Origin of the sequence: Hyphomonas sp. UBA3601 (genome assembly GCF_002375605.1) — a bacterium.
In the GTDB taxonomy this organism is placed as follows: Bacteria; Pseudomonadota; Alphaproteobacteria; order Caulobacterales; family Hyphomonadaceae; genus Hyphomonas.
Map to the genome: position 1 here is coordinate 9726 of NZ_DFME01000027.1, position 11032 is coordinate 20757.

An 11032-nucleotide genomic window follows, 5' to 3' on the forward strand; every position below is an offset into this window, starting at 1 on the left:
TCGATTGGCTTGTTTCTTGGATATATTGTGCGCAGCGCTATCGCGAAGGATGCGACACCTGTCCAGGTGGCGCAGGGTGAAACCGTCACCATGCTCAATCCGCGTTTTTCAGGTCGGGATTCGGTCGGGCAGAGCTTCAACATCACGGCAGATGCGGCGCGACGGCGCCAAACCACCGGTACACTGGTCGATCTCGTCAATCCTGTTCTGTTGGACCAGACTGGAAGCGAAATCCGCGCACCATCGGGGATGTATGACCGTGATGCCGGAATTCTGGAACTGTATGAGGATGTCCGCATCGCGGATGCCAATGGATTCACCTTCATGACATCTGGCGCGCGCGTGTTCGTCGATGAGGGGCGCGTCGAAGGTCTTTCGCCATTGCAAGGCAGAGGGCCTCTTGGCGATATCAGCTGTGACTCGTATGAAGTTCTGGAAGATGGCAACCGCGTCATCTGCAAAGGCAATGTCAAAACGGTGCTCTACCCTGCCCCGGAAGACACAAATGAAACGATTGAAGGTGAGACAGATGGCTCTCAATAGAATTCTTGTTTCGCTGACCGCTCTGGCAGCCTTCGCAATGCCGGCCGCCGCGCAGATCTCTTCTGAAGGCGGCCCGATCTACATCAATTCGGAACGTACCGAGAGTCTGGAGCGCGAGCGCAAGGTGCTGCTGATCGGCAATGTCGATATCCAGCAGGGCGATGCCCGCTTGCGCGCGGATACGGTGACCATGATCTTTGCGGAAAAGCCGGCTGGTACGACGCAATCCACCAGCGTCGGCGGCGGTTTCGGCCAGGTCAAGACAATGATCGCCGAGGGCAATGTCTTCTACATCACGGCAGATATGAAGGCCAAGGGCGATCGCGGCGTATATGATGCGGCCAGCGATATCATTACCATGACCGGGAATGTGGCCCTGTTGCGCGAGCGCGACGTGGCCGAAGGCGCCGTATTACGGGTCGAGATCGGCAATCGCCGGACAACGCTGGACGGGGGTGACGGACGCACCCGAATGGTGATTGATCCGGACAATCAGTCAGGAAACTGAAAAAATTTTGGCGCGCACGTGAAGCCGATCTTAAGTATGTAAGGTTAAGCCTGTTTCCGGGTGGCAATATCCCAGTAGATTGAGGGAATTCAGAAAAGATGACGGATTCGGCCGAAGGCCTTGTCGTAAACAGCATTGCCAAGTCTTTTGGCAAGCGACAGGTCGTGCGGGATGTGTCTCTGAGCCTTCAACGTGGGGAAATTGTCGGCCTGCTTGGACCCAATGGGGCCGGCAAGACGACCTGCTTTTACATGATCATGGGCCTGATCGGCGCGGATTCCGGATCGATTTCCATCGATGGCGAAGACGTGACCCGTTTACCCATGTACCAGCGCGCGCGCCTTGGCGTGGGCTATCTTCCACAGGAAGCCTCGATCTTTCGGGGCATGACGGTGGAAGAAAATGTGATGGCCGTCGCGGAACTGGTCGAAAAAGACCGGGCAAAGCGTATGGCACAGGTCGATAGCCTGCTCAGCGAATTGCATGTGGAACATCTTCGTGGCCAGGCAGCCACGTCGCTATCCGGGGGCGAACGCCGCCGGGTGGAAATTGCCCGTGCGCTCGCATCGCGTCCAAGCTTCATGCTACTGGATGAACCGTTCACCGGTATCGACCCGCTCGCCATTTCCGACATTTCCGATCTTGTCCGCTATCTCAAGCAGCGCGGCCTGGGTGTTCTGATCACGGACCACCAAGTGCGCGAAACCTTGCAGATCGTCGACAAGGCCTATGTAATGTATGAAGGTGAAGTCCTGTTTGATGGGACGCCGCAAGACGTGCTCACCAACGAGGATGTACGCAGGGTCTATCTGGGTGAGCAGTTCGCCGCTTAGGAAAAAGGCGCGGGCTTGGGAATGAAACAGTCACTCGACATGCGCCAGGGTCAATCCCTGATAATGACGCCACAGCTTCAGCAGGCGATCAAGCTGTTGCAACTGTCAAACCACGAACTGTCGGAATTCGTCGAAGCGGAGATTGAACGCAATCCCCTGCTCAACAAGGCCGAAGAAGAGGGTGCCGCGGAAAGCGACGCCCCGAGAACGGAAAATCGCGAACAACTTTCGCTGGATGACACATCTGGCCTCGGCGCGGCCCGCGAGCAACTCGATGCACCGGGTGAAGACGTCTATGAACCGGGCACAGGTTCAGATGCGGCGATGCCAGCCGGAAATTCCGGACCATCGGCAACGACGGACTGGTCCACCGCCAGCAGCGGCGGCGGATCCGGGGAGGACTTCGATTATACCGCAAATATAAGCTCCGAAATATCCCTTCACGAACATTTGCACACACAGCTGAACCTGGCTGGCCTTTCAGCGGCCGACCGACTGATCGCGGCCCGCCTGATCGACGAAACCGACGATACGGGATATCTGCGCGCCGATCTGGAGGAAGTCGCCACGGCGCTCGGCGCTGACATCGCGAATGTCGAGGCCGTATTGGGTGTATGCCAGGGCTTTGATCCGACGGGCGTCATGGCGCGCTCGATACCGGAATGCCTGGGCCTGCAACTGAAGGAGCGGGGTCGATATGATCCGGCCATGGAAGCCATGGTCAAGAATCTCCAACTCGTTGCCAAGCATGACCTGAAAGGCCTTGCGGATATCTGCGGTGTCGACAAGGAAGATCTGCTCGACATGATGACGGAGCTGCGCCAGCTGTCACCGAAGCCGGGTTCCAGCTTTGCCGGCGATGCATCGGTCGCGGTGACACCAGACGTTTATGTGCGCGAAATGCCCAACGGCATGTTTGCCGTTGAGCTGAATTCGGAAAACCTTCCGCGTGTCCTGATGGACAAGGCCTATTATGCCGAAGTGACGGCCTTGCCGATGCGCGACAAGGAAAAGGAATTCATCTCCGAATGCGCCGCATCGGCCACATGGCTGATCAAGTCGCTAGACCAGCGCGCCCGCACCATCCTGAAAGTCGCCAGTGAAATCGTCCGCCAGCAGGACGCGTTCTTCGCGCATGGCGTCGCACATTTGCGACCGTTGAATCTGAAGCAGGTCGCAGACGCGATCGAGATGCATGAATCCACGGTCAGTCGCGTGACGACGAACAAGTACATGTCGACCCCACGCGGCCTGTTTGAACTGAAATACTTCTTCTCCGCCTCAATCCCTGCAACAGGTGGCGGCGAAGCACATTCAGCCGAGGCAGTCCGCCATCGGATCAAGAATCTCATTGAGAACGAGAAGCCTGATGATGTGCTGTCGGACGACCAGATCGTCGAAATTCTGACAGGCTATGGCGTGGATATCGCCCGCCGCACCGTCGCGAAGTATCGCGAAAGCCTCAACATCCCGTCCAGTGTCCAGCGCCGCCGCATCAATCGCGCGAGCGCCTGACCCCTATTCAGTCTCCGGGACCGGCTCGAACATCGCGTTCAGATAGGCCGCAAGGCGCACACCGCCCTTGCTCATCTGCTGGTTCAGGATTGGCCGCGCCATATAGGCGTAGTCGTAGGACAGGATTTCCGATTCCGGATAGATCGTGTCGCGAATGGCGGCGCTCTCATCGGCCCATTGTCCGGGCGTGGCCGCGCCCCACTCGCCCAGGTCAGCCGGCGTGATTTTCTGAACCAGCCAATTGGCCCATTCGGTGTAGGAGAGCTCTTCATACTGAATGAGCTTCTCGTCCCAGACCTCGTGCAAATTCGACATTTCCTCGAAGAAGACGACATCGACCCAGTTCCCGCCCCGGTCGGTCCCGTTGCCGGCATGGAGCGGCTGCTGGAGGTCCCCGACAAGGTGCACAATGAACCGAAGCGCCAGTTGGCGCTCCTCAAGAGACGCGGCAGGATCGAGCACGGTGGCCCGAAAACTTGCAAGCGCCGTGATGGCGTCTCCGTTCGCGGGCGGTGTCACATCCGCATAGGTCTGCCCTTCAGGGATCGTGACATAATGCCAGGGATTGGCTTCCGAGCGCCAGAAGGAGTCTGGATTGGAACGCATATAGTCTGGCCAGTCGGATGCTTCGGCAAGACCTTCGGGTCCGAGAATGTCTTCGATAGCTGTTGCAGCGGGTTCGCTAAGATAGGTCGTCGCGACCTCCCCCACGATGCGGTGGCCGGTCTTGCCCCAGGCTGAGGCCGGAAGGGCGAGCGCCGTCACCGCGAGCGCGCTGGCAATCAATCGAAACATGGGGAAACCTCCAACCATCAAAACCTAATTCCAGAAAGCCCTAGCGCGACCATGCGTCAATTGCATGAAGACGCCTGCGCCCGCCAATCAGAGATATGGATCGAGATCGACACGCTTCGGCAAACTCGGCTGCGCGCCGGGCTTCGTACACGCAACAGCGCCCGCAGCCACCGCGAACTCCAGCGCCTTCTGAGGAGACTGGCCCTCGATCAGGGCCACGGTCAGCGCCGCGGTGAACGTGTCCCCGGCTCCGACCGTGTCGACCACGTTCACTTTCGGGGGTAACGCCTGAGCGATCTGCTTGCCATCTTTCCAGAGCGTTGCCCCGTCACCGCCAAGCGAGATCGCAACATACGCATCCAACTGGTGTAACGCCCCGCCATAAAAGGCCGCTTCGGTCTCGTTCACGCTGATCAGGTCCGCTTCAGCTAGCAATGCGTCGGGCACGACCATGGCCGGAGCAAGGTTCAAGCTTACGAATCCGGTGGCCTTGCGCGCTGCTGCAAGCAACGTGTCTGCGCTGACTTCCAGAACCCCCATCATGTGTTCAATCTCGACGAATTCGACATCAGCAGGGCGCAACACGGCATTCGCGCCGGGGCAGACCACTATCTGGTTCTCGCCATCGGCAGACACCGCGATCAGCGCGACGCCCGTTGTTTCCCCATTCACGTGTTGGACTCCAGACAGGTCCACGCTGCCGGCCTGCAACAGCTTCAAAGCTTCCTCTGCCATATCGTCCGCGCCGACAGCCCCCACCAGACGGACATCCGCGCCCAGACGGCGCGCCGCCAAAGCCTGGTTCGCGCCTTTGCCGCCGGGATGGCGGGCAAGCGTGGCACCCGTCACCGTTTCCCCCGGCCGAGGCAAACTCGCACCCGTCGCGACGATATCGAGATTGATAGATCCAACAATCGTGATCATGATGTCTCCAGCAAATCCTTCACCAACAAAAAGAAGCCCGCGGCATCCGCCTTGGTGATCCAGGTATGGCGACCCGTTTCCAGTTTGGACGGCCGGGTCTGTCCGAAACGCGCGCCCGATTCTGTTTCAACCGTCACGTCAGCCCTTCGGCCCTCGAACAGGTGCGGTGCAAGCAGGAATGCGATTGTGGAGGGATCATGCATCGGCGTGCGCTTGCCCTTCCATTTCTGTTCCAGGGCATTCGCCGCTTCCAGCAGCTGGACCATGATGCGCGGCCGGTCGCCCTCCAGTGTGCGGAAGGGAGCCAGATGGGAGTCGAGCGCCCGGACCTGATGTGTCACATCCAGAGAGAGTATTGTGGCTGACGTCTCGCTCCCCAGCACAACAGCCGCCGCATGGGGGTCTGCAAAGACATTGAACTCGGCAAAGGGCGTGATATTGCCGCCCTCGCTGTCAGCGCCGCCCATAAGGACCAGTTGGTCAATACTCTCCGCAATATCCGGCGCCATGATCAGCGCTGTCGCGAGATTGGTCATCGGCCCTGTCATCACGATCGACAGGCCCTTCGGCCCGGCGGCGCGAAGCATGTCGATCAGCGCGTTGACGGCATGCGCTTCGGCCAGCGGCGTTTCCGGCGCAAACGGTTCAAGCCCGGCAATCCCGCTTTCACCATGGAAATCCTCCGCAGTGACCGGCGTGCGCACCATCGGACGCGGGCACCCGGCATATACGGGGACCTCCCTGCGGTCCATCAAGTCGCACATCATGCGCGCATTCCGGCTGGTCAGATGAAGCGGCACGTTGCCGGCAACGGTCGTGATGGCACGTATGTCCAGATCTGAACTGGCCAGCGCCATCATTAACATGACGGCGTCATCCACACCGGGATCACAATCAATTATCAGGGGAATACGGGACATGGCGCTTCGCAGGATTCGGCAATCAAGTGACAAGACAGGCGACAATGCCTAAGCAGGAAGCCCGCACTTGGCCAGAGGATACCTGCGTGACCGACCCGTCCCCTTCCCTGATTGACCGACTTCAAACTGCCGCGAGCGCCGCGCGTGAACAGGCCCACGCCCCCTATTCCAAATTCAAGGTTGGCGCCGCCGTCTTGGATGAACAGGGCAGGATTTTCGCGGGCTGCAATGTCGAGAATGCGGCCTATCCATTAGGAACGTGCGCTGAAGCGGTCGCCCTGGGTGCCATGGTGGTTTCGGGCGGAAAGACTTGCTCGCACGTGCTGGTAATAGGCGGGGACGGAGACCTTTCGCCATGCGGTGGCTGCCGCCAGCGTATTGCCGAATTGTGTGATCCGGACTGCATCGTCTACGCGGTAGCAGCGGACGGGACCGCCCTGAAAGAGTGGAAGATGGCAGATCTGCTCCCGAACGCCTTTTCGTTTGATCGTTAGGTGCTTCTTTCCGCGTTCCGCGCAGCGTCTTTCGCCTGCAAGTCTGCGATCGCGTCAAGATAGCGCTGGCTCAGCTGCGGGCTTTCGAGGTTGAGCCCCATCGCTTCGAGCGCCATTTGCGTGTCCACCTTTTTCCGACCTCGCCCCACCAGCCGCGCCACCATGCGGCTCTCCGCAATCAGCTTGCCCTTGCTGTGAAACTGATGACGGAAACAAATATAGCAGTCAGCCCACCCAACCAGTTGCGTCGTCAGTTCGAATTTCTGAGGGAATTTCATCATCCGATAGAAGGTGATGGACTCGTGCTGGATGATCGGACTCCAGCCGCGCTTGCGATACGTCATCAGCGCACCGGTACGGCCCATATAGTTCATCGTGCCGAGATCGGTGAACGAGGAATAGCGCGAATTGGTCATGTGACCCAACGGGTCCTGGTCGCCTATCCAGACGGAGGAGCGGACTGTGTGAACATCCATCAGTCCGGTCCGCTTTTTCGTGAAGAAAGCCGGAAGGAAAATACGAAGAAACCTGAAGAACAGATTCATGGACTTACTCTAACCCGTGGACGCGTATCATGGTAAACAGAGATTTCGCTCTCAAGCACCAGATCACGCTGCGTAACAACTGCACCTTTGCTCTGAACGTCATGCAATAGAATGAAGAGCGCCGGTACGACCAGCTTTCGCAAGTCGCAGGCCAGAAACGTAGTAAATGCTCCGCAAGACAGAAAAAAACCGGCACATTCTGTGCCGGTTTAGTTCAGATGGAGAAGCACCATGTCGTTGCTTCAATAGTTCTATGCGTGACACGCAGAAGAGTTCATTTTTCAGGAAATGTCTTGGTTAACGCTTTCAGGTTCGGCGTTTACTTGCGACCTGCCATACAGGATCAGAAGCGCGACCAGACCAATCGACGTGCCTTGACTGGAAAAAAGTTCAAGCATGAGCGCGAAAAACCAGCCGGGAATCGATGTACGGGTCTGCGCTTCAACGAGAATGTCTCCCGAGCCCGTGCCCAGGAGTTCCGCATTTGCGGTCTCAATTCGCGCCAGCAGGTCGTCACGGCGGCGCGCCAGTCCGAGTTCATTCTGTGCGTCTCGGTAGGGCTTCTGGTGCGTTCGTTCGACCCGCTCGACCTCTTCTATATAGGCCTCCAATCCATCGACTGATCGGGTTTCTGGAGGGATGCCTTCCAACTGGCGCCGCCAGTCAGCGATCTGTGTGGCGAGCACGTCCCGGTTTGAACCAGCCCGGACAAGCTCTGCCTCGGCGGCCTGATTGTTGGCGGCGATGTACATTTGCGTGCCGACGATAGAAGTGCCCCCTCCAGCAAGGGCGAACAGCAAGGCACGAACCCCCTCTTTCATTCGGTGGTTGGCCGAATGCCAATAGAAGAAAGTGAAGCCACCGAATGAAATGATCGCCGCGATCACGCCGGTCCATCCCCAGACGCCCGACTGAAGCGGGTCGGCCACGGATTTGGAAAAGGCTTGATAGTTTGCAAAACCGGAGAGGCCCGCTGCCGCGAGGCCTGCCCCGAGGAAGACGAGGGCCAGCAATGTGATGATGATCTTCTCGCCTGTGTGACGACCCTGACGCGCCGCCTTGCGGGCTTGTTTGCGCTCCAGTCGTATTTCGGCGTCGGACCGGACCCGCTGCCCCTCCCCCAATTGCATCACTCTCGGCTCGGCGCGAACGACCGCGTGGGTTGCCCGGATCGGCGCTTCTGAGAATTCAGCATCCAGGATGGCGGGCGCCCGGGCTTCCTGGGCCAGCTCGCCGCTTTCAAGCGCGCGAACAAGCTCCCGGAAAGAGCCCGATTGACCACAATTGGCGCAATGGAACTTTTCGGTCAGCTGGTTCAGCGTCAGACTATTATCGCCGGCCTCGATACAGTCCGGGGTCAGGGGGCATGTACTTTTGAGTTCAGCTTCATCCTGACTGGAATCCAGATCCAGTCCCAGGTCCCGAAGGCGTTGCAGATCAAATTGGCGACGATCGTCTGCCATGCAGCGCCTCCCATACCAGCCCGGCACATGTTCCTGACGTGTTCTAGCGGGTTAGGAGCCAGTTCGTCACCCCTGCACCGCACGTTTCGGTCACAAGCCCGTCAACAATGCGGTTCCATCTTTACGACAACAGCTTTGAGGCCTTAAGTCTGTATTAATTCAGTCCGCTGGACACTCAGGAAAATCAAGGCCCACAGGATGTGAGGCTCTCAGGAGGACACTCAATGACGCTGCCGCGTTCGCTCGCCATTCCCAAGACGTGGAAGAATTTCAATTATGCGAGCTTCTTTTCAGCCTTCGGCTATCCGGCACTCGGCCTGGCGCTGTTCATCACCATGATCGTGCTTGGCGTTGCCCTGAGCCAATTGACCTTCCATTGGTGGTACGTTCCGCTAGCCATCGCCGTGATCGGCGCATCGATCTTCGTTTGTAATGCCGGCATCGGGCCGCTTCACCGCATCCTTCAGCATCGCGCAGGCGAACTGGCAATGCCCGGCCAGATCGTGACCATGATCAATCTCGTGATTGCCATGCAGGGCAATGTGAAGGACTGGGTGAACTATCACTCCCAGCACCATCGCTTTTCAGACAAGCCGGGCGATCCGCACAATCCGTTCGAGTCCAAGCGCTGGGCCTGGGTCGGCTGGATCCTTTGGCGTGATCACCGCGACACTCAGCGCCCTCTGGCAATGTGGTTGAAGAACCAGCCAGCTGTAGTGTGGATGGACCGTTTCTATAATGAGATCAGCCTCGTCGTTCATCTCGTGATCCCGGCCGCGATCTATCTGATCGTCTGGGCCGCTGGTGGCTCATTGCTGCTAACTGCGCTGATCCATGCGTCGGTTGTGATTGGCCGCGCCATTCAGTTCCATGCCACGGTTTATGGCATCAACGTGCTGGGCCATCTGAAAACCCCAATCTGGGCTGACCATATGATGGCGCTGTTGACAGGCGGCGAAGCCTTCCATGACCATCACCATGATGAACCAATCAGCGCGCTGCACCGTCCGCGTCGCGGCGTCTGGAACCGGATTGTCGACTATAATGGCACGATCCTTCTGGTCATGGAAAAGATCGGGTGGGTGCGGAATCTGAAAATCGCGCCCCAGTTCGCCTAAACTTCCAGCTCGGAAATCCTACGCCTATAGCAGCCAATATGAACAGCTGCTCATATTCACCGGGTGCGGACAGTCGTTCGCACCCGATTTCCTTTCTAACAACGCGTTAATGCCACATGTGTGCCCGATTTCGCCCGGAGATTAACATGCATCAGGCCGGGTGGCCCGATGTAGATTTCTGGACAGGGACGCACGCATGAAAAAGCTCATCACAACACTCGCCGCCGGCGCAGCCGCCATCGCCCTGATGGGGCCAGCCTCCGCCAAGATACCCGCACCGGAGCCGGACGATGATCCGGGGGCGGTGCATTCCTATATCCTGCTCGACCGAACAGGCTCAATGAGCAGCATCTGGGATGAAGCCCTCACATCCGTGAATGCGTATGCTGCGAGCGTTGGCGAGGCCGATGAAGGGGAAATCGAAGGTAGCGACATCAAAACCGATGTGACGCTGGCCATCTTCGATTTTCAGGAGAGCATGCAGTTTGATGTCTTGCGCGAGAAAGTTGGCGCCGAAGACTGGACGGATGTTACCAATGAGGAAGCCAATCCGCGGGGGATGACGCCCCTGTTCGACGCAATTGGCCGGATGGTATCGCTGGCCGAGGCTGACGACCCGGAAAAGGCTGTGATCGTGATCATGACGGACGGCCTGGAGAACTCATCTCGTGAGCTTACCCGCGATGGTGCCAAAGCTGCGCTCGACAGGGCCGAGGCAAAAGGCTGGGAAGTTGTCTTCCTCGGCGCAGAATTTGCCCGCTTTGACGATGCCGAAGCCGTCGGTGTTTCCGCCTCGAAAACGATGGCGGTGGGCCAGGGCTCAATGCGAGACTCCATGTCGGCGCTGGCCAAGAAATCCCGCGCCTATGGCAAGGGCGAGGAAGCAGAAATCATCTTCAATGACGAAGATCGCGCAATTGCTGACGAGGAAGGCGTTAAACAACGCAAGGGACAGTAAAGGGGACGACCGGGAGCCGGGCTCCCTTTCCGTCCTCGTAGCCCGCTTCCATTAAAGAGGCCCGCCCCCGAGAACCGGGAGCGGGCCTTTGAAGCGTTACTGAGACGGCGTGAGCCGATCAGCGCGGAGCCATGCGAATGGCACCGTCGAGGCGAACGTCTTCGCCATTGAAGTAGCCATTGCTGAGCATCTCACATGCGAGTGACGCATATTCGTCCGGGTTACCGAGACGAGCAGGGTTTGGCACCGAAGCGGCAAGCGCCTGTTTCACATTGTCAGGTGCGCCCTGCATCAGCGGGGTGTTGAAGATACCCGGCAGGATCGTGTTGACGCGGATCAGTTCGCGAGCAAGGTCGCGCGCGATTGGCAGGGTCATGCCGACAACACCGCCCTTGGAGGCGGAGTAGGATGCCTGA

At 58.5% G+C, this 11032-nt stretch carries 13 protein-coding genes; 7 read left to right on the forward strand and 6 right to left on the reverse strand.

Features of this window, described 5'->3' with window-relative positions:
* The 4 genes from B4F73_RS02895 to rpoN all read left to right on the forward strand — a co-directional run.
* On the forward strand, positions 1-543 hold a 543-nt coding region (locus B4F73_RS02895; RefSeq protein WP_290482466.1), incomplete at its 5' end, for a hypothetical protein.
* The gene (locus B4F73_RS02900) at positions 530-1051 is read left to right on the forward strand and encodes an LptA/OstA family protein (RefSeq protein WP_051608017.1); all 522 of its coding nucleotides are present in this window, start codon (positions 530-532) and stop codon (positions 1049-1051) included. The genes B4F73_RS02895 and B4F73_RS02900, both read left to right, overlap by 14 nt.
* Positions 1052-1149: 98 nt before the next feature.
* Positions 1150-1884 (forward strand): LPS export ABC transporter ATP-binding protein, encoded by a 735-nt coding sequence (lptB, locus tag B4F73_RS02905; RefSeq protein ID WP_034817035.1) that lies wholly within the window; start codon positions 1150-1152, stop codon positions 1882-1884.
* Between the two features lie 21 nt (positions 1885-1905).
* Positions 1906-3399 (forward strand): RNA polymerase factor sigma-54, encoded by a 1494-nt coding sequence (gene rpoN, locus B4F73_RS02910; protein ID WP_290480529.1) that lies wholly within the window; start codon positions 1906-1908, stop codon positions 3397-3399.
* 3 nt (positions 3400-3402) lie between these two features.
* Here rpoN and B4F73_RS02915 read toward each other — a convergent pair whose 3' ends face one another.
* From B4F73_RS02915 to B4F73_RS02925, 3 genes are all read right to left on the reverse strand, one after another.
* On the reverse strand, positions 3403-4194 hold the full coding sequence (locus B4F73_RS02915) for a S1/P1 nuclease (protein ID WP_290482467.1): 792 nt from the start codon (positions 4192-4194) through the stop codon (positions 3403-3405).
* A gap of 87 nt (positions 4195-4281) precedes the next feature.
* Positions 4282-5118, reverse strand: coding sequence for a ribokinase (locus B4F73_RS02920; protein ID WP_034817031.1), 837 nt, complete (start codon positions 5116-5118; stop codon positions 4282-4284).
* Entirely contained in the window at positions 5115-6038 is a 924-nt protein-coding gene (locus tag B4F73_RS02925; RefSeq protein WP_034817030.1) for a nucleoside hydrolase, read from the reverse strand. The genes B4F73_RS02920 and B4F73_RS02925 overlap by 4 nt, the downstream gene beginning before the upstream one ends.
* A gap of 86 nt (positions 6039-6124) precedes the next feature.
* On the opposite strand from B4F73_RS02925, the gene cdd reads away from it, so the two are divergent.
* Complete coding sequence (gene cdd, locus B4F73_RS02930; RefSeq protein WP_290482468.1) at positions 6125-6532, forward strand: cytidine deaminase; 408 nt, start codon at positions 6125-6127, stop codon at positions 6530-6532.
* Here the strand turns inward: cdd and B4F73_RS02935 are convergent.
* Positions 6529-7077 carry a thioesterase family protein gene (locus B4F73_RS02935; RefSeq protein WP_051608016.1) on the reverse strand — a complete coding sequence of 183 codons (549 nt, stop codon included), beginning with the start codon at positions 7075-7077 and terminating at the stop codon, positions 6529-6531. The genes cdd and B4F73_RS02935 overlap by 4 nt on opposite strands.
* A gap of 281 nt (positions 7078-7358) precedes the next feature.
* On the reverse strand, positions 7359-8540 hold the full coding sequence (locus B4F73_RS02940) for a hypothetical protein (protein ID WP_290482469.1): 1182 nt from the start codon (positions 8538-8540) through the stop codon (positions 7359-7361).
* A 224-nt stretch (positions 8541-8764) separates the two neighbouring features.
* Here B4F73_RS02940 and B4F73_RS02945 point away from each other — a divergent pair, with 224 nt between their 5' ends.
* Positions 8765-9658: an acyl-CoA desaturase gene (locus B4F73_RS02945; protein ID WP_290480535.1), complete on the forward strand. Its 894-nt coding sequence runs from the start codon at positions 8765-8767 to the stop codon at positions 9656-9658.
* A gap of 196 nt (positions 9659-9854) precedes the next feature.
* Complete coding sequence (locus B4F73_RS02950; protein ID WP_206992089.1) at positions 9855-10616, forward strand: vWA domain-containing protein; 762 nt, start codon at positions 9855-9857, stop codon at positions 10614-10616.
* Between the two features lie 118 nt (positions 10617-10734).
* Here the strand turns inward: B4F73_RS02950 and B4F73_RS02955 are convergent.
* On the reverse strand, positions 10735-11032 hold a 298-nt coding region (locus B4F73_RS02955; protein WP_290482470.1), incomplete at its 5' end, for an SDR family oxidoreductase.

Excerpts from the sequence above, each read along its gene's own strand:
- B4F73_RS02900 (WP_051608017.1), top strand. The coding sequence starts at position 530 with ATGGCTCTCAATAGAATTCTTGTTTCGCTGACCGCTCTGGCAGCCTTC.
- lptB (WP_034817035.1), top strand. The coding sequence starts at position 1,150 with ATGACGGATTCGGCCGAAGGCCTTGTCGTAAACAGCATTGCCAAGTCT.
- rpoN (WP_290480529.1), top strand. The coding sequence starts at position 1,906 with ATGAAACAGTCACTCGACATGCGCCAGGGTCAATCCCTGATAATGACG.
- B4F73_RS02915 (WP_290482467.1), bottom strand. The coding sequence starts at position 4,194 with ATGTTTCGATTGATTGCCAGCGCGCTCGCGGTGACGGCGCTCGCCCTT.
- B4F73_RS02920 (WP_034817031.1), bottom strand. The coding sequence starts at position 5,118 with ATGATCACGATTGTTGGATCTATCAATCTCGATATCGTCGCGACGGGT.
- B4F73_RS02925 (WP_034817030.1), bottom strand. The coding sequence starts at position 6,038 with ATGTCCCGTATTCCCCTGATAATTGATTGTGATCCCGGTGTGGATGAC.
- B4F73_RS02935 (WP_051608016.1), bottom strand. The coding sequence starts at position 7,077 with ATGAATCTGTTCTTCAGGTTTCTTCGTATTTTCCTTCCGGCTTTCTTC.
- B4F73_RS02940 (WP_290482469.1), bottom strand. The coding sequence starts at position 8,540 with ATGGCAGACGATCGTCGCCAATTTGATCTGCAACGCCTTCGGGACCTG.
- B4F73_RS02945 (WP_290480535.1), top strand. The coding sequence starts at position 8,765 with ATGACGCTGCCGCGTTCGCTCGCCATTCCCAAGACGTGGAAGAATTTC.
- B4F73_RS02950 (WP_206992089.1), top strand. The coding sequence starts at position 9,855 with ATGAAAAAGCTCATCACAACACTCGCCGCCGGCGCAGCCGCCATCGCC.